This is a genomic window from Arthrobacter sp. BI5, from assembly GCF_056680065.1.
The window spans coordinates 2214387-2239826 of record NZ_CM155264.1 but is presented as its reverse complement, the minus strand read 5'-3'; the positions used below and the strand labels follow the sequence as shown (position 1 = coordinate 2239826).

At 69.2% G+C, this 25440-nt stretch carries 25 protein-coding genes; 9 read left to right on the top strand and 16 right to left on the bottom strand.

The genetic code is table 11. The features are described from left to right. Nucleotides 1–22: 22 nt before the first annotated feature. A complete protein-coding gene (locus tag AC1MED_RS10150; protein WP_479783183.1) occupies nucleotides 23–1498 on the bottom strand; it encodes a DUF5129 domain-containing protein in 1476 nt (491 codons plus the stop codon). Nucleotides 1499–1601: 103 nt separating this feature from the next. Between AC1MED_RS10150 and AC1MED_RS10145 the strand changes: the two genes are divergently transcribed. Both AC1MED_RS10145 and AC1MED_RS10140 read left to right on the top strand, forming a co-directional pair. Continuing rightward, complete coding sequence (locus AC1MED_RS10145) at nucleotides 1602–2156, top strand: LpqB family beta-propeller domain-containing protein (RefSeq protein WP_479783182.1); 555 nt, start codon at nucleotides 1602–1604, stop codon at nucleotides 2154–2156. Continuing rightward, nucleotides 2153–3874, top strand: a complete 1722-nt coding sequence (locus tag AC1MED_RS10140) for a DUF5671 domain-containing protein (RefSeq protein WP_479783181.1) — start codon at nucleotides 2153–2155, stop codon at nucleotides 3872–3874. The genes AC1MED_RS10145 and AC1MED_RS10140 overlap by 4 nt, the downstream gene beginning before the upstream one ends. A 106-nt stretch (nucleotides 3875–3980) precedes the next feature. On the opposite strand, the gene AC1MED_RS10135 is transcribed toward AC1MED_RS10140, so the two are convergent. From AC1MED_RS10135 to AC1MED_RS10100, 8 genes are all read right to left on the bottom strand, one after another. Next, nucleotides 3981–5675, bottom strand: coding sequence for a SulP family inorganic anion transporter (locus AC1MED_RS10135; RefSeq protein WP_479783180.1), 1695 nt, complete (start codon nucleotides 5673–5675; stop codon nucleotides 3981–3983). Nucleotides 5676–5758: 83 nt separating this feature from the next. Then, on the bottom strand, nucleotides 5759–6640 hold the full coding sequence (locus AC1MED_RS10130; RefSeq protein WP_479783179.1) for an esterase/lipase family protein: 882 nt from the start codon (nucleotides 6638–6640) through the stop codon (nucleotides 5759–5761). 243 nt (nucleotides 6641–6883) lie between these two features. Beyond that, entirely contained in the window at nucleotides 6884–8041 is a 1158-nt protein-coding gene (locus AC1MED_RS10125) for a cation:proton antiporter (RefSeq protein WP_479783178.1), read from the bottom strand. Then, nucleotides 8038–9042 (bottom strand): sensor histidine kinase, encoded by a 1005-nt coding sequence (locus tag AC1MED_RS10120; protein ID WP_346960724.1) that lies wholly within the window; start codon nucleotides 9040–9042, stop codon nucleotides 8038–8040. Before AC1MED_RS10120 ends, AC1MED_RS10125 begins: the two co-directional genes overlap by 4 nt. An 8-nt stretch (nucleotides 9043–9050) precedes the next feature. Continuing rightward, nucleotides 9051–9725 carry a response regulator transcription factor gene (locus AC1MED_RS10115; RefSeq protein ID WP_479783177.1) on the bottom strand — a complete coding sequence of 225 codons (675 nt, stop codon included), beginning with the start codon at nucleotides 9723–9725 and terminating at the stop codon, nucleotides 9051–9053. Nucleotides 9726–9730: 5 nt separating this feature from the next. Then, the gene (locus AC1MED_RS10110) at nucleotides 9731–10474 is read right to left on the bottom strand and encodes a VTT domain-containing protein (RefSeq protein WP_346960722.1); all 744 of its coding nucleotides are present in this window, start codon (nucleotides 10472–10474) and stop codon (nucleotides 9731–9733) included. A 4-nt stretch (nucleotides 10475–10478) separates the two neighbouring features. Next, on the bottom strand, nucleotides 10479–11240 hold the full coding sequence (locus AC1MED_RS10105) for a phosphatase PAP2 family protein (RefSeq protein ID WP_479783176.1): 762 nt from the start codon (nucleotides 11238–11240) through the stop codon (nucleotides 10479–10481). Between the two features lie 140 nt (nucleotides 11241–11380). Next, nucleotides 11381–12088, bottom strand: a complete 708-nt coding sequence (locus AC1MED_RS10100; protein ID WP_346960742.1) for an endonuclease/exonuclease/phosphatase family protein — start codon at nucleotides 12086–12088, stop codon at nucleotides 11381–11383. Nucleotides 12089–12292: 204 nt separating this feature from the next. Here AC1MED_RS10100 and AC1MED_RS10095 point away from each other — a divergent pair, with 204 nt between their 5' ends. Continuing rightward, on the top strand, nucleotides 12293–13096 hold the full coding sequence (locus tag AC1MED_RS10095) for a thioesterase family protein (protein ID WP_346960720.1): 804 nt from the start codon (nucleotides 12293–12295) through the stop codon (nucleotides 13094–13096). A gap of 36 nt (nucleotides 13097–13132) precedes the next feature. Here the strand turns inward: AC1MED_RS10095 and AC1MED_RS10090 are convergent, their stop codons facing one another. Next, nucleotides 13133–13516 (bottom strand): DUF2177 family protein, encoded by a 384-nt coding sequence (locus AC1MED_RS10090; protein ID WP_346960719.1) that lies wholly within the window; start codon nucleotides 13514–13516, stop codon nucleotides 13133–13135. A gap of 16 nt (nucleotides 13517–13532) precedes the next feature. On the opposite strand from AC1MED_RS10090, the gene AC1MED_RS10085 reads away from it, so the two are divergent. Beyond that, nucleotides 13533–14282, top strand: a complete 750-nt coding sequence (locus AC1MED_RS10085; RefSeq protein WP_479786647.1) for a lipoate--protein ligase family protein — start codon at nucleotides 13533–13535, stop codon at nucleotides 14280–14282. 8 nt (nucleotides 14283–14290) lie between these two features. Here the strand turns inward: AC1MED_RS10085 and AC1MED_RS10080 are convergent, their stop codons facing one another. From AC1MED_RS10080 to AC1MED_RS10065, 4 genes are all read right to left on the bottom strand, one after another. Next, nucleotides 14291–14797 (bottom strand): DinB family protein, encoded by a 507-nt coding sequence (locus tag AC1MED_RS10080; RefSeq protein WP_479783175.1) that lies wholly within the window; start codon nucleotides 14795–14797, stop codon nucleotides 14291–14293. A 139-nt stretch (nucleotides 14798–14936) separates the two neighbouring features. Next, the gene (locus AC1MED_RS10075; RefSeq protein WP_346960717.1) at nucleotides 14937–15584 is read right to left on the bottom strand and encodes an MBL fold metallo-hydrolase; all 648 of its coding nucleotides are present in this window, start codon (nucleotides 15582–15584) and stop codon (nucleotides 14937–14939) included. Next, nucleotides 15581–16666, bottom strand: a complete 1086-nt coding sequence (locus AC1MED_RS10070; RefSeq protein ID WP_346960716.1) for an S-(hydroxymethyl)mycothiol dehydrogenase — start codon at nucleotides 16664–16666, stop codon at nucleotides 15581–15583. The genes AC1MED_RS10075 and AC1MED_RS10070 overlap by 4 nt, the downstream gene beginning before the upstream one ends. 112 nt (nucleotides 16667–16778) lie before the next feature. Then, nucleotides 16779–17036 (bottom strand): mycoredoxin, encoded by a 258-nt coding sequence (locus AC1MED_RS10065; RefSeq protein ID WP_056739948.1) that lies wholly within the window; start codon nucleotides 17034–17036, stop codon nucleotides 16779–16781. Nucleotides 17037–17283: 247 nt separating this feature from the next. On the opposite strand from AC1MED_RS10065, the gene AC1MED_RS10060 reads away from it, so the two are divergent. Further along, nucleotides 17284–18012, top strand: coding sequence for an SOS response-associated peptidase (locus AC1MED_RS10060; protein WP_479786646.1), 729 nt, complete (start codon nucleotides 17284–17286; stop codon nucleotides 18010–18012). A 39-nt stretch (nucleotides 18013–18051) separates the two neighbouring features. Here the strand turns inward: AC1MED_RS10060 and AC1MED_RS10055 are convergent, their stop codons facing one another. Further along, entirely contained in the window at nucleotides 18052–18474 is a 423-nt protein-coding gene (locus AC1MED_RS10055) for a VOC family protein (RefSeq protein WP_479783174.1), read from the bottom strand. A gap of 14 nt (nucleotides 18475–18488) precedes the next feature. Between AC1MED_RS10055 and AC1MED_RS10050 the strand changes: the two genes are divergently transcribed. Further along, nucleotides 18489–18815, top strand: coding sequence for a chorismate mutase (locus AC1MED_RS10050; RefSeq protein WP_346960713.1), 327 nt, complete (start codon nucleotides 18489–18491; stop codon nucleotides 18813–18815). Nucleotides 18816–18838: 23 nt separating this feature from the next. Here the strand turns inward: AC1MED_RS10050 and AC1MED_RS10045 are convergent, their stop codons facing one another. After that, a complete protein-coding gene (locus AC1MED_RS10045; RefSeq protein ID WP_346960712.1) occupies nucleotides 18839–19225 on the bottom strand; it encodes a hypothetical protein in 387 nt (128 codons plus the stop codon). Between the two features lie 166 nt (nucleotides 19226–19391). Here AC1MED_RS10045 and AC1MED_RS10040 point away from each other — a divergent pair, with 166 nt between their 5' ends. The 3 genes from AC1MED_RS10040 (at nucleotide 19392) to thrS (ending at nucleotide 25439) form a co-directional block, all read left to right on the top strand. Beyond that, nucleotides 19392–19721, top strand: coding sequence for a DUF6504 family protein (locus AC1MED_RS10040; protein WP_346960711.1), 330 nt, complete (start codon nucleotides 19392–19394; stop codon nucleotides 19719–19721). Further along, nucleotides 19718–23263 carry a DNA polymerase III subunit alpha gene (locus AC1MED_RS10035; RefSeq protein ID WP_479783173.1) on the top strand — a complete coding sequence of 1182 codons (3546 nt, stop codon included), beginning with the start codon at nucleotides 19718–19720 and terminating at the stop codon, nucleotides 23261–23263. The genes AC1MED_RS10040 and AC1MED_RS10035 overlap by 4 nt, the downstream gene beginning before the upstream one ends. A 169-nt stretch (nucleotides 23264–23432) precedes the next feature. Further along, nucleotides 23433–25439, top strand: a complete 2007-nt coding sequence (thrS, locus tag AC1MED_RS10030; protein WP_479783172.1) for a threonine--tRNA ligase — start codon at nucleotides 23433–23435, stop codon at nucleotides 25437–25439. Nucleotide 25440 lies beyond the last annotated feature (1 nt).

Genomic DNA, 25440 nt, shown 5'->3' with positions numbered 1-25440 from the left:
CGCGGTTGTCGATACACATTTCCTAGAAGCTGGACGAGCTGCCCGAGCCGGAAAAGCTGCCGCCGCTGCCGCCGTATCCCGTTGTGCTGCCGCCCCGGGCGGTGCTGACGCTGCCGACGCCGCTGGTGAAACCGGTGTTGAACGTGGGGACGGAGAAAAAGTAGTAGGAGGGATACACCGTGCCCAGGATGCTGGGCTCGTAGCTGCGCCGCTGCTTCTTTCCGGCCCCGGACTGGGCGTCCTCCATCCCTTTGCGCATGAGCTTGGCTTCGCGCTCGTTGCGGGCGTAGCCGGCGATCACCGTGTCCGCGTGGCTCTTGAGCAGCTCGGAGAGTTCGGTCCGGGCGTCGCGCAGCCGGTCCAGGGCGGTCTCCGGGCTGATGCTGCCCTCGGACAGTTCAGCGGTCCAGCGTTCGATGTCCCGCTGGCTGCGGTCCCGGAAAGCCCGCAGCGACGCCGCTGTCGCGGAACCGCCTTCGCCGTGGCTCTTTCCGAGCATGCCTTCGATGCCGGCCAGGTCGTTGCGGAAGGGCGCGAGCTGCCGGTCCCACGCCGTCGCCCAGATGGACCCGCGGTTCAGCAGCGCATTCGTGTCCGAGATGACATCGTCGAGGGCGTCGAGCTCGGCGGCGGCGTCGGCGTACTTGCGGGCCAGCGCCAGGCTGGACCGGCGGCCCAGCTGGCGCCGTGTCAAGGCATGCACCTGGTTGGAGAGCTCCGTCGCGGCGTTGTAGCGGCTCAGGAAAGTCCGGTGCTTTTCCAGCACCGTGCTGCCGTAGCGCGAGGACTCCGGGATGGTGCCGGCATTGAGTTCGGTGACCTGCAGGTCCATGCTCACGTTGGCGTAGTTTGCGTCCCCGCGGGCGATCTCCCGGCGGGCGCCGACCCGGGTCCGCCAGCGCACGAGCAGCCAGCCGCCCACACCGGCCACAGCGGCCCCTGCGGCGCTCCAGGCAGTGACGAGGAACGCGGTGGAGCGGTACCAGGGCTGGTTGATCAGCTCGGCGCCGCGGCGGATGCCGGCAATCGTCCCGTCCGTCCACTGGGCATCGCGCAACAGTTCCTTGGCGGCGTCCTGGATGTCGGCGCGCTGTTCGAGGGACACCTTCCGGTCCTCGCCCATGTACGTTCCGACGTGCCGGCCCACCGGGTCCAGCGCAAAGATGAACAGGCCGTCCGCCCACTTCTGCCCGTCCTGGCTGATCCAGTCCGGGTGCTCCGCGCGGGCGAAGCGCAGTACCTCTTCATTGAGGTTGTCGGCCGCGTTGCCGTTGTACGTATAGACGGCCACCCTGGTGGGCTGGTAGAAATCGATGTTTTCGACGGCGGGGAGCAGGGTGTTGCGGTCCAGGACCCCGGCCCGGTCCTCCACGACGACGGCGGCCGGCGGGACGGCGAGCGCCGCCGGCGCGCCGGCCAGCAGGAGGCCCGCCAGGCCGAGCAACAGCAGCAGGGTGCCCGCCAGTTTGGGGCCGATATTTGTGTGCATGGTGCCCATCGTCTGAGAGTAACGTCTGTTGCCAGCGTGCAAGACCCACGGAACTGCTGAAAGGGCCTAAAGACACCATGACGGCCCGGTGCGGCCCGGCCATACTGACGGCATGAGGCATCCGCCGAAGGACCCCGGACCGCCGGCAGCGGCCCACGACGGTGCCCCGGCTGGGCAGGGGCCAGAGCCGGTTCCGGCGGCAGAGCCGGGCCCCGGACGGCGGCGGCCGGACCGGGTCCTGCTGGGCATCGTGGCGGCGATCGCGGTGTTGGTGGTCGTGGCGCTTAGCGTGGTGTTCCTCCGCGGCGAACCGCAACCCCTGGATGAGTCTTCCCCGGCCGGAGTGGTGCAGCGCTACAGCAGGGCGTTCATCGACTCGGACACCGCCGCTGCGGAAGCCTACCTCACCGAAAACGCCCGCTCCCGGTGCGCCAATTACTATGGCAACCCCGAGGCCAGCCGGGTGGTCCTGGTCTCCACGACCGAGCGGGACGATACCGCCACGGTCCGGATCTCCATAGTGCACGCTGCGCCGGACGGGCCTTTCGGACCCACCGAATACAGTGAGGAGGCCGTCATCGGACTCGTAAAGGTCAACGGCCAATGGCTGATCAACGAGCTGCCGTACAACCTGCAGACGTGCACCGGCGGGGTGCTGAAGAAGTGAGCAATACCGCAGTGCACGCCGGCCCGGTGACCGGGTCCGCTCAGGCGAAGGTCCGCCGCCTGATTGTCTTCGTCCTGCTTTTCGCCCTGGTGATGATCGCCGCCAACGGCCTCAGCGGGCTGGTAGAGCGGCTTTTGCGCGCCGGCCAGGTGCTCGCCGGTGAGGGCATCGCGGGACTGGCACTGTCGCTGGCGTTCACCCTGATCGGCGGTCCGCTCGCGGCGCTGCTCTGGTGGCTTGTCTGGCGCCGGCTGGACGAGCCGGCTGAACGCGCGGCCCCGTCGTGGGGTCTTTACGTCGCGGCGGTCTATACGTATTCCGTCATTATGTCCGTCACTGCCCTGCTGGCGGTCGTGGCGTCGTTCGTCGGCCGGGGAGATCCGGAATGGCGTTCGCCGCTGGCCGTCGGGCTGGTCTGGGCGCTGGTCTGGATCTGGCACCGCTGGATGTGGCGCCACCCGGTGCGGGGCCCGCTCGAGCTCGCGAACGTGCCGGCCGTGATCGGCACCTACTTCGGGCTGGGCCTTGGCGTGGGCGCCGCGGTCACGGCGCTGGGGGGCCTGCTCGACATCGCGATCCGCGGTTCCCAGGAGTTCACCTCGGTCCTCGATCCGTGGTGGCAGTCCACGGTGCGGGACCTGATGTGGGCGGCCGGGGGAGCCCTGGTCTGGTGGTGGCACTGGTTCCACGGGGGTGCACGCAGGCTGCGGGGCGGGTTCGCGGACGTGGGGTTGATCGTCGTCGGGGTGCTGGCGGCCGGTTTGTTGGCCCTGGGCGGGGCCGGCACGGTCCTGTTCGTGCTGCTCAGGCTGGCTTTTGACCGGCAGGACCCGCTGACCGAACTGCTCGCCCCGCTGGGTGCCGCCATGGCCGCAGCCGCCATCGGCTCGCTGGTCTGGCGCTATTACCGCACGGCCGCGGTGGGTCGTTCCGAACGGACCCGGCAGGCGGGCGTGCTGGTGACATCGGGCGTGGCGCTGGCAGCGGCCGCCAGCGGCGTTGGCGTGATCGTGAATGCGGCGCTGTCCATTGCGGTGTCGCCGCTGGCCGGCGGGAACGCCCGGACCCTGCTGCTCGGCGGCATCAGTTCCCTCGCCGTGGGCGGCTGCGTCTGGTGGCTGGCGTGGCGGCCGGCACGGCAGCACCGGCAGGAGGCCGCAGTCCCGACGGGGCGGCGCGTTTACCTCATCGCGGTCTTTGGCCTCAGCGCTGTGGTGGCCCTGGTGGCATTGCTGGTGATCGGTTACCGGTTGTTCGAGTTCTTCCTGGGCGACGTGACGGGCGGCAGCCTGGTGGACCGGATCCGAGCGCCGCTCGGCCTGCTGGTGGCCACGGGCCTGGCCGCCGGGTACCACTTCGCCGTCTGGCGGCAGGACCGGTCCCGGCAACCTGCCGTCATTGGCCGGAAACGCACGATCGGGCACGTGATCCTGGTGGCCGGCTCCGACCCGGAACCGCTGCGCCGGAGAATCGAGGAACTGACCGGCGCCGGGGTCACCGTCTGGAGCCGGGCCGACGTCGGCCTCCCCGTGCCGGCGGGTAGTGTGCCCGCCGCCCCTGCCGCGACCGCTGCCGCTGCCGGGGCCGTGCCCGCGGCCGCGGCCGGGCTGGATCCGGCGGGCCGCTTGGCCGATGCCCTGTCCGGTGTGGCCGGCAAACGCGTCCTCGTCATCACCGGACCGGACGACAGCGTGGAGGTCATTCCACTCCGCGGCTGAGTCGTCTCCTCCTGGGCGGCGAGACCGCCCAGCACGCGAGATGACAGCTCGCGCCGGTGTTTCCAGCAAACATCGGCGTGAACTGTCATCTGGGCACACACTTCGGTCAGGACAGGCCGAATTCCCGGCGGTAGGAGCGGACGGCGCTGTGCACGGTGGGAAAGAAGTGGTCCGGGCCGAACCGGCTGCTGACGCCGAAGCGGATCAGCCGGTCCTTGATGGGCCCCTTCATCTCGGCGAAGACCAGGCTGATGCCTTTCCGGGCGAGTTCGTCATCGAGTTCCACGAGGTCATCGAGGGCAGTGGTGTCGAGATCTGTAATGGCCTCCGAGGCCACTACCACCCACCGCACCGGAGCGGGGGCCCGCGCCACGAGCGTGCGGATGTGCTCGGCAAACACGGCTCCGTTGGCGAAAAACAGCGGGGCGTCGAAACGGGCAATGACGAGGCCCGGCACCCGGTGGCCTTCCGGGTGACGGTTGAGGTCGTGGTACCCGGGCATGTCGTCGACGCTGGCCAGTTCCGTGCGGTACGGGTCCCAGGCCCGCAGGACGAAGGCGATCAGGGACAGGGCGATCGCGACCACCACACCCTCCAGGACGCCGACGAAGGCGACGCCGAGGAAGGTTGCGAGGAGCAGCCCGGCTTCGGTCCGGCTCATCCGGATGAGCCGGAGGAGCGTCCGGACGTCAACGATCGAGAACGCGGCAACAATAACCACGGCGGCCAGGGTGCTGGAGGGCAGGAACGCCGTGACCCCGGGCGCGGCGAGCATGAACAGCACCACCAGGGCAGCCGCGATCACGCCGCTGAGGGGGCTCCGCGCCCCGGCTTCGAGCGCGATGGGGGTGCGGGAAGTGCTGCCGGAGACCGGAAAACCGCCGAACAGTCCGCAGGCCGCGTTGGCGAAGCCGAGCGCACCCATTTCCTGGTCTCCTGCGACGTGGGCGCCGCGCCGGCGCGCGAGGCTGGTCGAGAGCACCGAGGTGTCCGCGAAGGCGATCAACGCGATGCCGGCCGCCGGGCCCAGCAAGGCCAGGATTTCCTCCGGCCGGACGCTGCCCAGGGCGGCTGCCGGGGGTCCGGCCGGGAGCGCGCCCACCACCGGAACGGCCGCGCTCAGCCCGGCCGCCGCGGTGGCGGCCATGGACGCGAGCACGGCCAGCAGCACGCCGGGCACCTTCCACGGCAGGGCCCGGCAGGCGAGGATGACCGCGACGGTGCCGGCGCCGAACAGCAGTGCCACCGGATTCGCGGTGCCCTGGAGCAGTGACCGCGCTGCTCCGGCGAGGCTGCCGGCGAGTGAACCGGCGTCGGCCGGAATGCCAAGCAGCTTGGGCAACTGGCTGGCGATCACCACTAGAGCGATGCCGTTGAGATAGCCGACCCGGATGGGCTTAGACAGCAGGCCGGTGACAAAACCGAGTTTGAGGAACCGGCCAACGATCAGCATCGCCCCGATGAGCAGGGACAGCACCCCGGCCAGGGCCACGGCGTGACCGGGGTTCCCGGCAGCCAGGGGCACGATCGCCGCCGCGATCATCGGCGCCAGGGACGAGTCCGGGCCCACGATCAACACCCGTGACGGTCCGAAGACGGCGTACACCAGCAGGGGGATCACCGAGGCGTACAGGCCGGTGACGGCCGGCAGGCCGGATGCTTCGGCGTAGGCCATACCGGCCGGGATCAGGGCGGCGCTCAGGGCAGCCCCCGCGGCCAGGTCGGACTTCAGCCAGGAACGCCGGTAGCCAAGGACAATCCTGAGCCCGGGTGGGATGCTTCCGCTCCAGCGGCGGCGCACGGAGCCCCGCTCAATTCCGGGTTGCCGGCGGGCTGGCGGGTTCCATGCTCGATTCTACGTCCGCCGGCCGGATGGACTCCCGCCTAGAGGCAAGCGGGCTGGTAGGCAGGGTCCGCCGGCTGGCCGGCAGGTCGCCCCAGCGCATTGGAGACGAGGCGCTGAACCACCGGGTCGTTGGGCGCCTGGTCGTGCTCGATCAGGTCGGCGGGGCACTTGTCCTGGACGGTGATGTTGGTGACCTGCTGCGCAGGCCCTGCCAGGAACTGGCTCTGGTACGGCGTCACCACCTCGTCATGCGTGGTTGAGATGACCGTGTAGGCCGGGCCCGCCACGGTGTCGCCGATGGAGTTGAGCGTGGCCAGGAACGCTGAGCCCGCCTGCTGGTCCGCACAGGCCTGGCAGTTGGAGCCGCCCAGTGAGGTGGCCGGCGGCACGGAGTCCGGCGCCGGGGTAATCAGCCCGGCCGTGCCGTGGTTGGACGGGGCGATGCCGACCAGATGGTTGACTTTGTCCTCGCCGTTCAGGAAGCCCAGGTAGTACCGCGGCATCATGCCGCCCTGGCTGTGTCCCACCAGGTCTGCTTTGGGCGCGCCGGTCGCGGCCAGCACGGCGTCGACGAAAGGGGCGAGTTCCGCAGCGGAATCGGCGATCGGGCCGGTAGCGTCGATGCCGTTCGTGGAACCGTAGTTCAGGGCGTAGACGCAGTAGCCCTCACTCTTGAGGACTGGCGCCAGGCTCGCCCAGTTTTTGGCCATACTCTCGAAGGTCCCCGGGACCAGAATCACCGGGAAAGGGTGCGCCGTCGTGGGCTTGCATGACCAGTCGTTGGCTCCGGGAGGGGACACATCGACGGTGTCGGCGTTGGCCGTGGGCGAAGCCGCCAGGGAGCCGCAAAGGAGGGCAATCGCGCCCACCGCCGCGGAGGCGGCGCGCTTGGTGCGGGCTGATGTGTTGTGCTGGGACACGGAAATACCTCTTCGGTCGGGCCCCTCGCCACTGAGGGGTCGGTGTGGACGAACGTGGGTAAGGGATCCGTTCCCCACTGTGATCCGGCTCACGTTCTTCATTTCACGCTAGGGAAGTTTTCCCTGTGGGCGGATAGTTCTGCACGTTTGTGCAGGCGTTTCTGGGCGCGCGGGGCTACTTCCCGGTAACCCGTGGGGCAAAGTTGCACGGATTCGCGTTTCCGGAGCGCCCGGTAGGCGGGTTCAGCGTTTGGCGTTGCCGGAGTCCGGCGGTCGGGCGAACGACTTGGCGGCCCGCGATCCGGCGACCGCGCTGGCGGCCATGGTGACCAGCGCCCCCAAGAGCAGGGCGGCGTCTTCTCCCGGCAGCAGCACGTGGAGTTGCGTGCCGATGCTGGCAGCTGCCACCGGCACGCCGAGCTGCGCTGCCGAGAGGACCCCCAGGGGCAGGGGGAGGCCCACTGCCCGCAGGCCGGCGTGGAGCAGGACTGCACCGATCCCCAGCGACAGCCCCAGCACCACCATGTCCGGGTGGCCGGCGAGGTCGCGCAGGTTCAGGGACGCGCCCAGCCAGACAAAGAAGACCGGACCGAGGAAGCCGTCGCTGACGGCGAAGAGTTGGCGGGCCAGGCGTCTCGGTTCGCCGACGGCAGCCACCACCAGGCCGAACGAGAAGCCGGCCAACATGACAGAAACGTGGCCAAAGTTGGCCAGCGCCGCCAGCGCGAAGAGCAGGGCCAGCTGGATCCGCAGCTCGAGGGCGAATTTCCGTTGCTCGGAGAGACGGTGCATGCGCTGGCGGGTGCCGCTGCGTTCCAGCGAGCGTAGCGCGAAGAAGAGCGCGACGGCGACTGTCCCTACCGCGAGCGCCCCGACGGCGGCGCGGCCGGCATTCGGCGGGTCCACGGCCAGTGGCAACGCGACGATGCAGGCGATGTCGGCGATGGCCACCTGTGCCGTCATGGCGGTCACCTGGGGTCCGCCCAGGCGCAACGAGTCGACAATCGGAAGGACCAGCGCTGCGGAGGAGGAAGCCAGCAGCACCACGTAGAGCGGGGCATGGCCGGTGCCGAGTGCCAGGCCCATGCCGGTTCCAACCACCACGGCCGCGCCGGCCGCCAGCGCTGCCCGGGTCAGGCCCTTCCCCAGCGCGGTGCGGATCAAGGAGTCCCTCACGGGCACATGCGTCCCGGCGACGAACATCACCAGCGCGAAGCCGATGTTCGCCAGCAGGGTGAAGGTGTGGTCATCCGGATCGACCCATGCGAACCCCGTCCGCCCGATCACCACGCCCGCCAGCAATTCGCCCAGGACCACCGGCAGGCGCCAGCGCACCGGCAGGGCGAGCAGGGGGCCGGCCAGGGCGACGACGGCGATCAGTGCCAGGGACAGGAAGCTCACCGCGCGCCGGTCCCGGCCGCGGGCAGGATGATCCGCATGAGCGTTCCTTCGGCGCCGGTCCGGGCCACTTCCACCGTGCCGCCCGCGGCCATGGCGATTTCGCGCACCAGGGACAGCCCGATGCCGAAGCTCCGCTCACCCTTGGCCCCGTCCGGGCCGGCGGTCCTGACGAACCGGTCGAAGATCCGGTCCTGGTCCACGCCGGTGATCCCGGGACCGGTATCCGCGACGCTGATGACGGCCTGGTGCTCCTGCGCAGCCGTGGAAATCGTGACGCGGCCGCCGGGCGGCGTGTGGGCCAGCGCGTTGTCCGCCAGCGCCAGCACCGCCCGGCGCAGGGCGTTCGGCTCAATCCTGGCCCGCGGCCGGGCCGTGGCGGCAAAGTCCAGCACGACGTCGTTAGCGGACGCCAGTTGCTGCAGGCTCTCGGCGACGGACGCTGCGATGTCGGCCAGCTCCACTGGCTCGGCCCCGGCATCCGGGCCGGCCGCGGTCGCGGCCAGCAACAGTTCGTTCACGATTCCGGTCAGCGTGGCCGCATCCTCGCGGATCCTGGCCAGGTTGCGGCCCGACGCGGAGTCCGGGACGACGTCGCGCTGCGCAAGCTGAATCCGGGTGTCCAGGATGGCCAGCGGCGTGCGCAGCTCATGGCTGGCATCCTGGACAAACCGGCGCTGCCGGGCCAGCGCCTCTCCCAGCGGGCGGATGGCGCTGCGGGCGCTGAGCCAGCCGACGAGGCCGGCCAATGCGATGCCTGCCGCTCCGGCAATAATCATTGCCTCCAGCAGATCCTTGGAATCCAGGTAGGCGTAGGTCCCGGCGGCTGCGGGGGGCGGCAACTCCGGCTGGGCTAGTTTGTTCATCAGGTAGCCGGCGGCGACGGCGAGCAGGCAGAGCACCATCACCGCGCACGCGGCGGTGACGCGCACCGCCACTTTCAGCGAGGCCGACCGGAGGGTGGACTGATCCGGCGTGCCGCCCGGCAGCGATTCCTTAGTCATGGGCTCCCTTAGTCACGCGCGTCACCGATCTGGTAGCCGACGCCGTGGACGGTGCGGATCACCGACCTGGAAATTTTCCGGCGCAGGTGGTGGACGTAAGTATCGATCACGCCGGGCTGGTCCGTGGGCTGGAAGAAGCCGGCGAGCAGTTCGTCGCGGGTGAAGACCCGGCCGGGGTCCGCGGCGAGGGCAGCAAGCAGGTCGGCCTCTTTCGCCGTCAGGGACACCAGGGCGCCGTAAACGGAGCGGACCGAACGCGACGCCGGGTCCAGCTCCCAGTCGCCGAGGCTCACGGTCGCGGCGGGCGCGGGGTAGGTGCGGGTCAGGGCGCGCAACCGCGCGGCCAGTTCGCCGGCGTCGAACGGCTTGGTCACATAGTCATTGGCGCCCGCGTCCAGTCCGCGTACTTTCTCGTCCGGGGCGCCCAGCGCCGTCAGGACCAGGATTGGGGTGAAGATGCCCCTGGACCGCAGGGCGGCGATCAGGGCAATCCCGTCCAGCACGGGCAGCCCGCGGTCGATCACCATCACGTCCCAGGCCCCGGTCAGCCCCAGGTGGAGCCCGTCCTGCCCGTTCGCGACCAGCCGGACCCGGTAGTCCGGCTCCAGCAGGTCGGCGATGAGCGGGCCCAGGACGGGGTCGTCTTCGACGAGCAGCAGGGACGGCCGGTCAGCGGGTGTCATGCCGCCTATTCTTCCGCGGCTGGTTCCCCGGCCGGTATGCGGCGGGCCGTGTCGTGGCCGGTTCCGTCGGCGTCGGCCCCGGCCCCGGCCCGGTTGCTGCGCCGGCGCCTGAGGAATTGGATCACGCCGGGCACGACGGAGACGAGGACCATCACCACGGCGATGACGTCGATGTTTCTGGCGATGATCTCGTAGTGTCCCAGCCAGGTGCCCAGCAGCACGACGGAGGTCGCCCAGGCCAGGGCGCCGACGATGTTCCAGAGGGTGAACGACCGGTAGCCGTAGCGGCCGATGCCGGCGGTCAGCGGCGCAAACGTCCTGACCATCGGCACGAAGCGGGCCAGCACAACCGCGGCGCCGCCGTGGCGGCGGAAGAAGTCCTCTGTGGTGGCCAGGTGGGCCGTCTTGAGCACCCTGGCATCGTCTTTGAACCAGCGCCGGCCGAACGTGCGTCCCAGCATGTAGCCAACCTGGTCCCCGGCGATAGCGGCCGCGGTGACGACGCCGATCAGTACCGGCAGCGTCAGCTGCAGCTGCTGGTGCAGGAGCCCGGCCGTAAAGAGCAACGAATCGCCCGGCAGGAACGGGAACAGGACCCCGGATTCGACGAACACCATGGCGGCGATGACGCCCAGCGCGGCCGGACCGAGGCCCGCGAGCAGGCTGGCCGGATCCAGCAGGGAGGGGGTTCCGGCCGCGGCCGCCAGGGCCGGGACCAGTCCCGAAGACAGGATGCTGTGCACGGTCATTTCCTTAGGGTTGGCTCGAACGTAGGAGTGCGCCGGCAGGCAGGCGTTCCACCAGCCGGGGCGCGAAACGGTTCCACGCTCCGGCGAGCAGGACCACCGCGGCACCCGCGGCCAGGAAGCTGGCCGCGACGTCGGTGGGGTAGTGGACGCCGACATAGAGCCTCGACCAGGCCACGACCAGCGCCATGGCCGCCCCGGCGACGGCGGCTGCCTTGGACCAGCGGGTTCCCCGGGCCAGGAAATACAGCGCGAAGGCGAGGGCCACGGCGAAGGAGACGTGGCCCGAGGGGAAACTGTTGGAGCCGGTCTCCGGGGCGAGCGGATCGAAGAGCAGTTTCGGGTCCGGCCGTTGCCGGCCGATCAGGAGCTTGAAGGCTTCACTGGCCACCCAGCCGGAGCAGGCCGCCAAACCGAAAGCCACGGCCGTGACCAGGTCGCTGCGGACCAGCCAGAGGTAGAGGGCGACGGCACCGACCAGCACCAACCCGGCCACCGGGCCAAAGAGCACGTTAATGCCCATCGCCACGGCCGTCAGCGCCGCGGCGTGCTGCCGGCTCAGGCTCTGGTCCACGCCCAGCTCGGCCGCGGTATCGTCGGGTACCAGCTGCACCGTCAGGCCCAGCACGATGACGGCGGCGCAGAGCAGGACCCCGGCTAGCAGCCAGTGTCTCGGCTGGGGGAGGGGCCGGAAGCGTGGCGGGGCGGCAGGGCGCGCCCCGCCACGGCGGGATGCTGCACTGCGGTGGTCAGGGGCGGGTCCAGCCAATGGAATCCTTCGGCGTCGGGTGGTGACGCGGAAACGCGTCCTCACCCACTCTTCCCGGGGCCCGTTAAGAAACGCTTAAGAACCGGCCCGTTCGACGGGCGGCGGAGAGCAGCCAGGCAACATACCCAGCCAGGCGGCGGTCAGGCCGGCGCTGCCTCGCCCGGCATCCCCGGGGCGTCCTGGCCGTACTCCGCGGTGATGAGGATGGGGAGGTGGTCGGAGGCGCCGCGCGGCAGCGTCTCGACCTTTTCGATCATCAGGCCCTGGGACGTGGCGAAGTCGAAGTGGCCCTTGAAGACCTTGTACCGGGTGTAGGTCCGCCGGTCGCTGAGCGAGAGCTCGTAGCCGGCGTCCTTCATCTGCTCGGTGAGGTACTTGGTGAAGAACGGGTAGTTGAAGTCGCCCACCATCAGCGTCATCAGCCCGCCGCCCATGCTCAGCAGTTCGGCGTGCGCGGCGTGGATCTGGTTCCGGCGTAGAGAGTTCGACGCCGTCAGGGGCGCCGCGTGGAAAGACGCGATGACCAGGTCGTGGTCCGTCTCGTTGTCGACCACGCGGGTGCCGATGAGGCGCTCATGGGCCGGTGCGAGCACCCGGTCGTGCAGGGACTTCTTCAGCGCAAAGGTCTTGGTCTCGTACGCGGTGAAACGGTCCTTGCGGTAGTAAATTGCCAGGCCGAGCCGGTTGCCCCGCGTGGCGTCGGCGAGGTGAAGGTCGCCGATGCTGTCGGGCAGGTCTTCCGTATCGCACTCCTGGAGGCAGAGCGCATCAATCCCGTAGCCGCTGGCCAAAGCCTCCAGTTCGCCGCTGGCCTTGTGTTTGCGGAGGTTGTAGCTGATAACTCGGATCAGGGGGAGCACCTCTTCGCGCAATAGTCGGGGTAAAGCTGCTCCCGAGTCTACCCAGTCCGGCGGATCGGACGGGAACAATGCGGGCCGGGAAGTGCCCGCGCCGCGGCCGGCGGCCCCGCCGCAACCGCAGGCTGAAGCGGCGGCGGCCGCAGGCGATAGGGTAAGTGGGATTCTCTGAACGATGCGGCGAAAGGGTCGACGTTGACTGCTGAACTACCGGTGCTGGCCGAAGGCGATTTCTACTACCAGGTGCTGGGGGAGGGACGGTTCCGCTCCACCATCCACGCCCAGGGCGCCTGGAACGCGCACGAGCAGCATATGGCGCCGGCGTCGGGCATCATGGCTGACTGCCTGGCCCGGCACGAGCCGCGGGAGGACATGCGGATGGCGCGGATCAGCTACGAGATCCTCGGTCTTATCCCCGGCGGCGAGTTCGAAGTCATCACCACCACGCTGCGCCCCGGACGGACCATCGAACTGCTGCAGGCCGAACTCGTCGCCGGCGGCCGCGTGGCGATCCGGGCGACGGCCTGGCGGATGATCACCTCCGACACCTCCGCCGTGGCCGCCTTCGAAGACCCCCGCATCCCCGCGCCGGAGGACTGCGAGCCGTACGACGCCGCCACCGTCTGGCCGGGCGGGTACATCGCGTCGCTCACCATGCGGATCGCCGAGGGCCACCGCGCCGGCTCCGGCACCGTCTGGCTGCACACCGACCACCCGCTCACGGACCGGGCGGACAGCGGCGACCTGGCCCGGCTGATCGGCCTGGTGGATACGGCCAATGGGATTGCCGCGCGGGTTCCGCCGGGCAAGGACAGCTACGCCTTCCCCAACCTGGACCTGCAGATCCACATGTACCGGCGGCCGGAGGGGGAATGGCTGGGCCTGGACAACGAGGTCTCGTTCGGCACGGACGGCATCGGCCTGACCTCCACGGTGCTGCACGACCTGCAGGGTCCCTTTGGGCGGGCCGAGCAGATCCTGACGCTGCGCAAGAGCTAATAGCCGGTCGGCGCAGAGGCCGGACGGTCCGGCGGGTCAGTGGAAGACGAGCCAGCCGACGGTCGTGGCCAGGCCGGTCAGGAACGCGCCCCACGCGATGTCCGCCACGACGATCGCCAGCGGCCAGTTCTTCAGCGTGGCGGCGTTGGTGAGGTCGTAAGTGGCGTACGCGAACCCGCCGAGTGCGGCGCCGTAGCCCAGCGCGGTGAGCCAGCTGCCGCCGTCGAGCGCAGGGCGGAGCGCGAAAAAGACAATCCCGGCGATGTACAGCACGTAGAACACCACGGCGTACCCTAGATGGGGCTTGTCCGCCATCAGGTGGCCCAGGTGCCGGCGGTAGAACTTGTTCATCGACTTGAGCCAGACGGCGTCGATGGCGGCGAAAGCAGCGGCTACCACCAGGAATTGCAGAATGAGCATAAGGGAGCATAACAACATGCAGCAGGCCGCGGCCGGACCCCGGACCTTGACGGTGTTCCGGCAGGAGCACTCGCTCGGCGCCGCGGCGGACCTGGACCTCGCCCTGGCGCTGCTGCAGCGGGTGAAGACCGGAGCGTTGGGGCCCATGCTGCGGCTCTACCGGCCCGCGCCGACCGTGGCGTTCGGCCAGCGCGACACGCACCTGCCCGGTTTCGACGCCGCGGCGCAGGCCTGCCGGGAGCTGGGTTTCGAGCCGCTGGTCCGGAAGGCCGGCGGCCGGGCCGCGGCGTACCACGAGGGGACCCTGGTGATCGACCATCTGGAGCCGCACGCGGACGCGATCGCGGGCGCGAAGGGACGGTTCTCCTTCTTCGGCGAGCTGCTGGCGCAGGCACTGCGCGACGCCGGCGTGGACGCGGCCGCCGGGGAGATCCCCGGCGAGTACTGCCCGGGGGAGTTCAGCGTTCACGGGCAGGATCCGCGGGTACCGCAGCATCGGATCAAACTCATCGGCACCGCCCAGCGCGTGGTCTCTGGCGGCTGGCTGTTCAGTTCGGTGATCATCGTGGAGAACTCCGCGCCGATCAGGGCCGTGCTCAAGGCCAGCTACGCGGCCCTGGGCCTGGAGTGGGACCCGGCGACGGCGGGGGCCGCCGATGACCTGGTGCCGGGCATGGATGTAGCGGCTGTCGAAGCGGCCGTGCTGGGCGCCTACGGCCGGTACGCCTCTCTCAGCGAGGGCGACTTCGCAGCCCTGCAGGCCTAGCCGGGGAGTCAGCCGGCGGCACGCGCAGCGAAGATCTGCTCGCGCAGGATGTCGGCGTGCCCGCAGTGCTGGGCGAGTTCCCGCAGCATGTGCAGGTAGACCCATCTCAGTGGCAGCGGTCCGCGGCGGTTGCCGGTGACCAGGTCGTCCACTCGCAGCAACGCGGTCCGGCCGCGTGACTCCGCGCAGGCCTGCCGGTACGCGGCCTGGACGCTTGCGATGGTGTCCCCGTAGTCCAGGACGAAGGACTCGTCCGGGGTCGCCGGTATGCCGATCTCCTGCCGGCTCCGGCGCGTGACGGCTTCGTCGAACCAGACTTTTTCCACGAACGTGGCGTGTTTGACCAGTCCCAGCAGCGTCGTGCGCGAGGGGACCAGCGAGGCCCGGGCCTCCTGCTCGCTCAGCCCGTCAAGGCAGCCGTGCAGGGCGGCCCGGTGCTCGTCGAGGAAGGCCTCGAACTGCGCCTTCAGGTCTGCCGCGAAGATGCCGGGATTCATGCTGGGGAAAGCGCTCATGGGCCCACAGCCTAATACGGGGGAGCCGGAAGCCTGCCGTTTCGCGCCGGGCAGGCCGGCCCCGCCGACGGCTGGCCCCGTCCGCAACTCCGGACGGGGCCAGCAACAAGGGGCAGGGATGGCCGGGCGGCCCCGGTGGTTAGTGTCCCCGAGTGATCCATTCCTGCAGCTGCGGCGCCTCGGCGCCGATCGTCGTCGAATCACCGTGGCCGGTGCGCACCACCGTGTCTGCGGGCAGCGTCAGCAGCCGGGACTTGATGGATTCGATGATGGTCGGGAAGTCGCTGAAGGACCGGCCGGTGGCGCCCGGGCCGCCCTGGAACAGCGTGTCGCCGGTGAAGACGGTGCCTTCACTCTCCAGCTGGAAGCTGACGGAGCCGGGGGAGTGGCCCGGCGTGTGGAGGGCCACCAGCCGCCCGCCGGCGACGTCGAACGTATCGCCGTCGGCGATGTCGTGGTCCGGCTCGGTGCCCGGGAAGACGCGCTCCCACAGCATCCAGTCCTCCCGGTTCAGGTAGACCGGGGCGTTGACCAGGCCGCGGAATTCGCCCACCGCGGCAATGTGGTCGTCATGGCCGTGGGTGAGCAGGATGGCGGTGACTTTCCGGCCGGCGACGGCGGCCGCGATGGCGGCGGCGTCGTGGGCCGGATCGATCACCACGCATTCGGAGTCATTGCCGACGATCCAGACGTTGTTGTCCACGTCCCAAGTGCCGCCGTCGAGCGAGAACGTGCCCGAGGTGACCAGCTGCTCGACCCGCAGGCCGGTGCCGGAACCGCCGCTCACAGCTCGACCACCGAGCGGAGCACGGCGCCGGAGTGCATCTTCCCGAACGCTTCCTCGATCTGGTCGATCGTGATCCGTTCCGTGACGAAGGCGTCCAAGTCCAGCCGGCCCTGCCGGTAGAGGTCGATCAGCATGGGGAAGTCGCGGGACGGCAGGCAGTCGCCGTACCAGGAGGACTTCAGCGAGCCGCCGCGGCCAAACACGTCCAGCAGCGGCAGTTCCAGGGTCATCTCCGGGCTGGGGACGCCCACCAGCACCACGGTGCCGGCAAGGTCGCGGGCGTAGAACGCCTGCTTGTACGTCTCCGGCCGGCCCACGGCGTCGATCACGACGTCGGCGCCGAAGCCGCCGGTCAGCTCGCGGATCGCTTCCACCGGGTCGACGGCGGAGGAGTCCACTGTGTGCGTGGCGCCGAGTTCCTTGGCGCGTTCGAGCTTCTTCGCGTCGATGTCCACCGCGATCACGGTGGTGGCGCCGGCGAGCGCCGCACCGGCCACGGCCGCCACACCCACGCCGCCGCAGCCGATCACGGCGACGGAATCGCCGCGCTGAACGTCACCGGTATTGATGGCGGCGCCGAGTCCCGCCATAACGCCGCAGCCGAGCAGGCCGATTGCGGCAGGGTCGGCGTCGGGGTCGACTTTGGTGCACTGGCCGGCGGCGACGAGGGTCTTTTCGGCGAACGCGCCGATGCCGAGCGCGGCGGTGAGTTCGGTGCCGTCCGCCAGCGTCATCTTCTGCGTGGCGTTGTGCGTGTTGAAGCAGTACTGCGGCTCGCCGCGGCGGCAGGCCCGGCACTCGCCGCAGACGGCGCGCCAGTTCAGCACCACCCGGTCCCCGGGGGCCACCTCGGTGACGTCGGGGCCGACGGCGCTGACCACGCCGGTCGCCTCGTGGCCCAGCAGGAACGGGAAGTCGTCGTTGATGGCGCCCTGCTTGTAGTGCAGGTCGGTGTGGCAGACGCCGCAGGTGAGGATATCCACCAGGGCCTCGCCGGGTCCGGGGTCCGGGACCAGGATGGTTTCCAGGGTGACGGGTGCGTCCTTGGAACGGACTACTGCGCCTTTGACTTCGTGGACCATGGGGGTGGCTCCTTTCATCACCGCTGCCTGGCGGAAGCGGCACGGCGCGGGCTCCTGGGGTTAGCCGGGAGTCCGCGCCGCAAGTGGTGTGGGGGTGTCCTGAAAAGGTGGCTTAGGCCGCGAGGCGGCTCTTGACCTCGGCCGCGGAAGGGTTGGTGGCGGCGGTGCCGTCCGGGAAGAGCACGGTGGGGACCGTGCGGTTGCCTCCGTTGAGCTGCTCCACGAGTTCGGCGGTGCCTTCGACTTCCTCGATGTTGATCTCGGTGTAGCCGATGCCCTGGGCGTCCAGCTGCTTCTTCAGCCGGTTGCAGTAGCCGCACCAGGTGGTCGAGAACATGGTGATGGTGCCGGAATCGGGGGTGAAATCCACGAAGGTCTCCTCAAAGCTGGTTGACGGCGCTGGTTGACGGTGATGGGTGGCAGCGCCGGTTGCCGATATAAGTCGTACGTCACTGTCAATAACCGTAACCCGAAGCCCGCTATTCCCGCAGGGTCCCGGGGCGCGGGGCTGTTTAATGGCCCTGCTCATCGGCGCTATTCCCTGCCGCTGCCTCCTGGCGCTATTCCCGGTGGACGGCCTCCGGTGGCATGCTGGTGCCATGTGTGGACGCTACGTGATGGCCCGGGCCGTCGGGGACCTGCTGGCCGAGTTCGATGCCGAACTGGAAGAAGAGATCGTGATTCCGCCCTCTTGGAACGTCGCGCCGACCGCCGACGTGCCGATCCTGCTGGAGCGGCTGGTGGATGGCGAGCCCGTGCGGCAGCTTCACGTTGCCCGCTGGGGACTGGTGCCATCCTGGGCCAAGGACCCCGGCATCGGCTCGAAAATGATCAACGCGCGCAGCGAGAGCGTGCTGGAGAAGCCGGCCTTCCGCAAGGCTACCCGCGCCCGGCGCTGCGCCGTGCCGGCGGACGGCTACTACGAGTGGAAGGGCGAGGGCCGCGGCAAGCAGCCGTACTACGTGCACCCGAAGGACGGCAGCCCGGTGGTCTTTGCGGGGCTCTACGAATGGTGGAAGGACCCGTCCAAGGCCGAGGGGGACCCGGAGCGCTGGCTGCTCTCGACGTCGATCCTCACCACCGACTCGCCGCCGGAGGGCTACGCGGACGGCATGCTGGCGGAACTGACGGCCCTGCACGACCGCGTCCCGCTCCCGATGGACCGCAGGACCATGGAGACCTGGCTGGACCCGCAGGCCGACGACGCTGCCGCCCTCGTGGGGCTGGTCCGGGCAGGCGCGCACGACGTCGCCGAGGGCTGGCGGATCGACGCCGTCGGCACCGCCGTCGGGAATGTCAGGAACGATTCCCCGGAGCTGATCGAACCGGTCGGCAGCCTCTTCTAGGGGAAGCGCGCGGAGCGTGACCCGAGGGAAAGCGTCTGCCTAGACCGTGACCTTGCCGCCGGCGTCGACCGTCCAGGTGGGGTTGAAGGCGACCTCCCAGCGGAAGCCGTCCGGATCGGCGAAGTAGCCGGTGTACCCGCCCCAGGGTTGGGTCTTGGGCGCGGCCACGACGGCGGCCCCGGCGGCCTCCGCCTGCCCCATGACCGCGTCCACCGCGTCGGCGCTGCCCACGTTGTGGCTGAGCGTAATGCAGGGAACGCCGGCGGGGGCGTCAGTGGCCGCCTCGGCCTGCATCTGCCCGGCGTCCCAGAGCGAGAGGATGAGGCCGTGGTTGGCCTGCAGGAAGATGACCTCGCCGGGAACCTCGCGGTGGACCGGCCAGCCGAGGCCCTGAACGTAGAAGCGGCGCGAGGCGTCAACACTGCGGACACCCAAGGAGATGAAGTCGACTCGTGGTTGCATCTTTCGATACTGTCATGGACATGTCCACACATCACCGTGACGCCAAAGACGCCCAGGCCGACAAGGAACAGCTCGCCGCCGTGCGGGTGGCCGTCGACGAGGTGGATGAGCAGATTGTCGCGCTGATCGGCCGCCGTGAACGGCTGATCCGCATCGCCGGAACGCTCAAGGCGGACAGCGCCGAGGTCCGCGCTCCCGGCCGTGTGGAGCGGGTCCTGGAGCACGTCAAGGCGACGGCGGAGCAGAAGGACATCGACACCGACATCGTCGAACAGACCTACAAGGCCATGATCGACGCGTTCATCAGGCTCGAGTTGGATGTGTACAAGGCCACCAGCTAGGGCTGGGCTTCACAGCTAATCCGCTAGAGCGACTCTTCGACCGGCACATTGGCCTGGTAGTCCCGGCCCTCGCAGTCGCTGTATGCCGTCATCAGATGGCCCTTGGTCAACCCCATTACAGTGCTGAGTGGAAAGTTACCGGTGATGGTGTTGCCGGAGTGCTCCACACCCTTGAGGTCAAAGTTCTCCTCCGTGCCGTCATGGCTGAAGCAGAAAAAGGACACGGCCTCGCCGTTCATGAACTCGATTTCCATCCGGCGCTGGTGCGAGTGGTCCGGAGTGGCCGCCACGAGGCCCACCACGTAGGCACCGGAACTCGGAATATTCCCGTCTATATCGAACTTCGCCACCAAGGTTGAATCCTTGGCGGCGATGCTTACGTGCTTCAGGAGTGCGCTGTGGGAGCTCATAGCTCAATCCTGCTACCTGTGCCTGCGTCCGTCCACCCCCATCTAGGTTTTGTCCCGGGCCCGGCGTAGACTTGAATTGTTCGAAGATATATTCGAATATCCACCAGGAACCTTCCTTCAAGAAGCACAAGGTCCTTGGTTCGGATCAGCGCGTACGGGAGGCAGCATGGGGATGTTCAGCGAGTCGGTGGACGTCGCCTGCGCCCCGGAAGGCCAGCCGCAGTCCCTGGACTGGGCCGGGCGGCACTACGACGTCTGCGCAGAACCGCTCCGCTGGTTTGAACGGCGCCAGTGGTGGGCCGAGGAACAGCGGGCGCCGCTGGGCGGCGGCGCCGGGCTGGTGGACCACGAGATCTGGCGGGTCCAGGTCCGGGACGAACGCAACCCTGAGCGGACACTCACCCTTGACCTGAGCCGGCATCTGGTCAGCGGCCGCTGGCGGCTGTTGCGGATCCATGACGCCCTGCACCCCCTCCGGAAGCCTGAATCGGCATGAGCTTTACCCATCTGCACGTATCCACGGCGTTCAGCGCCCACTACGGGGTGTCCTGGCCGGAGGAACTGGCCGCTGCCGCCGCCGCGGACGGGGCCACGGCGCTCGCCTGCACGGACCGCGACGGGCTTTACGGCACGGTCAAGCACCTGTTGGCCTGCATGGCGGCCGGGCTGGACCCGGTCGTGGGGGTGGACCTGGCGGTCTTTGACGACGACGGCGACCACCGCACCCAGCTCGGCGGGCGCGTCGTGGTGCTGGCTCACGGGCAGAACCGCGGCGCCGGCTACCGGGCGCTCTGCCGGCTGGTCTCCGATGCCCACGCCCGCACCACGGGCAAGGCCGGCGGAACGGTGCCAGTCGCCGTGACCAGGGCGGAACTGGCCTCCCGCGCCCTCGATCCCCAGACCCTGGAACCGGTCCTGACCGTGCTGATCGGCCCGGACTCCGACGTCGGCCGGTCCATGGGCGGCCGGCGTTACCTCCGCCCCCGCACGCTCTTCAAACGCTGGCTGGACGCCATGCCGGCCGGGACCCTGGCCGCCGAGGTCGTCTCCCAGCTCAGCCCGCCCGGCGAACCGCTGAGCACGGCCCACGCGGTGCGGATGCTCAAACTTGCCGCCGAACACGCAGTCCCCGCAGTGCTGAGCAACGCCGTGCGGTATTGCGCCGAGGACGGGGCCGCGACGGCGGATGTGCTGGACTCTGCCCGGACGCTGAAATCCCTGCCGGAGCTCTCAGCCGCACCGCTGCTGCAACCCAACGGGCAGGGCTGGCTGAAATCCGCCGCGCAGATGCAGCGGCTAGGCCAGGAAATCATGCACGCCGCCGGCTACGGCGCCGCGGACCTCAAAAGCCTGCTGGCACACACCGAGGCGCTCGCGGACCGCTGCCGGATGGACCCGGTCGCGGACATGGGCTGGAAGCAGCCGGTGGTGCCGGAAGCCGCGGTGATCGGGATCGCGGGGGACCCGCTGGTGGAGCTCACGCAGCGCTGCGAGGCCGGCATCAACCGGCGCTTCCCCGGGATCAGCGGGAAGCCCGCCGAAGAACTGCGCGCCCGGCTGGAGCACGAACTGCGGATCATCGACAGCCTGGGTTTCGCCTCCTATTTCCTCACCGTCGCCGAGGTGTCCCGGATGATCCTGGACATGGGGGTCCGGGCGGCCGCCCGCGGCTCGGGCGCCTCCAGCCTGGTCAATTACCTGATCGATGTCAGCCAGGTCAACCCCTTGCAGCACGACCTGATCTTCGAACGCTTCCTCTCCCGGGACCGGGCCACCCTGCCGGACATCGACATCGACGTCGAAAGCGCCGAACGGCACAACGTCTACCGGAAGATTTTTGAGCGCTTCGGCTCCGAACGCGTCACCCTGATGAGCATGCAGAACGGCTATCGGGCCCGCGGCGCGGTCCGCGACGCCGGCCTGGCCCTGGGCATGGACGGCGGCGACATCGACGAGATCGCCAAGCAGCTGTGGCGGTTTTCAGCCCGGAACTTCCGCGAGGCCCTGGTGGAGAAACCCGAGTTGAAGGAGTTCGCCGGCCGGGTGGAGCAGCGGGACTTCACCGAAAACCAGCAGCTGGACCTGCTGGTGGACCTGACCGAGCGGCTGGACCGGCTGCCGCGCCACATCTCGATGCACCCCTGCGGGGTCATCCTGGGCGATGCGACCCTGCTGGACCGCACCCCCGTGCAGCCCAGCGGCCTGGGCCTGCCGATGAGCCAGTTCGACAAGCACGACATGGATCCGATGGGCATGCTCAAACTCGACGTCCTGGGCGTGCGCATGCAAAGCGCCATGGCCTTCGCCGTCCGCGAGGTGATCCGGCTGCATCCGTCCAAGGCCGAGGTGGTGGCGGCCGGCCGGCACCCTGGAGGTCCGGACGGCTCCGGACCGGACTACATCGCCGCGGACGGGACGATCGACCTTAATGCCGTCCCGCTCGACGACGAACCCACCTATGAGCTGATCCGCAGCACCCACACCCTGGGCTGCTTCCAGATCGAGTCCCCGGGCCAGCGGGAACTGATCGGCAAGCTGGCGCCCCGGGAATTCAACGACCTCATCATCGACATCTCGCTGTTCCGGCCCGGGCCGATGAAGTCGGACATGGTCCGGCCCTTCCTAGAACACCGGCACGGCTTCGCGCCGGAGGTCTACCCGCACCCGGACCTCAAACCGGTACTCCAGGAGACCCACGGCGTCACCGTCTTCCACGAGCAGATCCTCAAGACCTTCGACGTGATGACCGGTTGCGGGCTGGCCCGGGCCGACGAATTCCGGCGTGCCCTCGGCAACGAGGTACTGGAAGGCAAGGTGGAGGAATTCTTCCGCCGCGAGGCCAAGGCCCGGAACTACACGCCCGGGGTGGTGGACAAGGTTTGGGGAACCCTGAAGGCCTTCGGCAGCTTCGGCTTCTGCAAGGCCCACGGTGCCGCCTTCGCCGTGCCCACGTACCAGTCGGCCTGGCTCAAGACCCACCACCCCGAAGCCTTCCTGGCCGGACTCTGGGAACACGACCCCGGCATGTACCCCAAGCGGCTGCTGGTGGCCGAGGCCCGGCGGCTGGGGATCCCCATCCTGCCGCTGGACATCAACCGCAGCCAGGCCGAGTACCGGGTGGAACGCGTGGAGACCGGCCCGGACCGGGGCAAGCTGGGCATCCGGCTGAGCGTCAACGGGATCTTCGGGCTCTCCGGCGCCGAGCTGAAGCGGATCGTCGCCGGCCAGCCCTACGACTCGCTCGCGGACCTCCGGGCCCGCGCCCGGCTCAGCAAGCCGAGCATCCAGCGGCTCGCCCAACTGGGCGCCTTCGATTCGCTGCACCGGGCCTCCGGAGGGACCGCCAACCGGGCCGACCTGGTCCAGCACCTGCAGCAGTTGCAGGCCAGGCCGCAGCGCAAGGGTGCCGAGGTCATCGAGGGACAGCTGGCCTTGCCGCTGGGCGACGTCGAGCTCAAAAACCTCAAGGGCGGGCTGCCGGCCCCCACCCTTGTGGAAACCGTCCGCGCTGAACTGGACCTGATGGCTCTGGACGTCAGCGGGCACCTGATGGCCAGCCACCGGCCCCTGCTGGAGCGGCTGGGGGTCACGACGGCGGACAAGCTGCTGGGACTGCGCAACGGCACCGAAGTGCTGGTCGCCGGGGTGCGGGTGGCTACCCAGACACCGCCGATGCGCGGCGGCCGCCGGGTGGTGTTCATCAGCATCGATGACGGCACCGGCTGCGTGGACTCGGTCTTCTTCCATGAGGCCCAGGAACAGTCCGGGCCGCTGCTGTTCGGTACCAGGCTGCTGCTGATCCGCGGAACCACCCGGCGGACCGGCCCGCGGGGCATCAGCATCAGCGCCTCGATGGCCTGGGACCTCAGCCGCACCGGGACGCTGCCTTTCCCCGCGCCCGCCGCCGGGACGGCGGCTGCTGCCGGGGCGGCCGCCGGCGAAGCTGCAGCCCCCGCCCCGGCCGGGCCGGAGCTTCCGGTCCCGGGTCCGCTGGACGGGATCCGCCGGACCCTGGCCATCACCGGGTTCTCCGGCTGAACGCCGGCAAAACGGCGACAAAACGGTGGCTGAACGGCAGCAAAGGGGCGGCTGCGCGGCGGCGGGTTGCGTTGGTTGGCCTCTCCGGAACCCGATAGCATGGATGAGGCTGGCTGTGGTCCCCGTACGCCACAAGCTACGAAGCCTTAACTTTGAATAGGAGACACCCGTGTCAGATGCCCAGCAGATCACCCTTCTCGTCGACGGCGAAGAGACCAAGGTGACTACCGGGACCACCGGCGCGGAACTCTTTTTTGAGCGCCGCGACGTCGTGGTGGCCCGCGTCAACGGCGAGCTGAAAGACCTGGACCAGCCGCTGCCCGAGGGTGCCACGATTGAAGGCGTCACCATCGGCTCACCGGACGGCCTGAACGTGCTGCGCCACTCCACCGCCCACGTGATGGCCCAGGCCGTGCAGCAGCTGCGCCCCGACGCCAAGCTCGGCATCGGCCCGTACATCACCGACGGTTTCTACTTCGACTTCGACGTCGAGGAGCCGTTCACCCCGGAAGACCTGCGCCAGCTGGAAAAGATGATGCAAAAGATCATCAACCAGAACCAGAAGTTCGTCCGCCGGGTGGTCTCCGAGGACGAGGCGCGCCAGGCCATGAAGGACGAGCCGTACAAGCTGGAACTGATCGGGCTCAAGGGCGCCGGTTCCGACGCGGACGGCTCCAGCGTTGAGGTGGGCGGCGGCGAGCTGAGCATCTACGACAACGTGGAGCGCAAGGAAGGCACCGTCCTCTGGTGCGACCTGTGCCGTGGTCCGCACCTGCCCAACACCAAGCTGATCTCCAACGCCTTCGCCCTGACCCGCTCCTCGGCGGCCTACTGGCGCGGCAGCGAGAAGAACAAGCAGTTGCAGCGCATCTACGGCACCGCCTGGCCCACCAAGGAAGCCCTCAAGGCCTACCAGGAGCGGATCGCCGAGGCCGAGCGCCGCGACCACCGCAAGCTCGGGGCCGAGCTGGACCTCTTCTCCTTCCCGGACGAGCTGGGCTCCGGCCTGCCGGTGTTCCACCCCAAGGGCGGCATCATCCGCAAGGCCATGGAGGACTACTCCCGCCAGCGCCACGTCGACGCGGGCTACGAATTCGTCTACACCCCCCACATCACCAAGGGCCACCTCTACGAGGTCTCCGGCCACCTGGACTGGTACCGCGACGGCATGTTCCCGCCGATGCACATCGACGCGGAGTTGAACGAGGACGGCACCGTGCGCAAGCCCGGCCAGGATTACTACCTGAAGCCGATGAACTGCCCGATGCACAACCTGATCTTCCGCTCCCGGGGGCGCTCCTACCGGGAACTGCCGCTGCGTCTCTTCGAATTCGGCTCGGTGTACCGCTACGAGAAGTCCGGCGTGGTGCACGGCCTCACCCGCGTCCGGGGCATGACCCAGGACGACGCCCACATCTACTGCACCCGCGAGCAGATGAAGGACGAGCTGACCAAGACCCTCAACTTCGTCCTCGGACTCCTCAAGGACTACGGGCTGGAGGACTTCTACCTGGAACTGTCCACCAAGGACCCGGAGAAGTTTGTGGGTTCGGACGAGGTCTGGGAGGAAGCCACCCAGACCCTCGCCGAGGTTGCCCAGGAATCCGGCCTGGAGCTGGTCCCGGACCCGGGTGGAGCCGCGTTCTACGGCCCCAAGATCTCGGTCCAGGCCCGCGACGCCATCGGCCGGACCTGGCAGATGTCCACGATCCAGCTGGACTTCAACCTGCCGGAACGCTTCGAGCTTGAGTTCCAGGCCGCGGACGGCACCCGCCAGCGCCCGGTCATGATCCACCGTGCGCTCTTCGGCTCGATCGAACGCTTCATGGGCGTCCTGACCGAGCACTACGCCGGGGCCTTCCCGGCCTGGCTCGCCCCGGTCCAGGTGGTCGGGATCCCCGTGGCCGAGGCGTTCAACGACTACATGTTCGACGTCGTCGACCAGCTCAAGGCCGCCGGGATCCGCGCGGAGGTGGACATCTCCTCGGACCGCTTCCCGAAGAAGATCCGCACCGCCAGCAAGGACAAGATCCCGTTCGTGCTGATCGCCGGCGGGGACGACGCCGAGGCCGGCGCCGTGTCCTTCCGCTTCCGTGACGGCAGCCAGGACAACGGCGTGCCCGTTGCCGAGGCTGTCCGGCGGATCGTCGACGCCGTCCGCAACCGGGCCAGCTAGG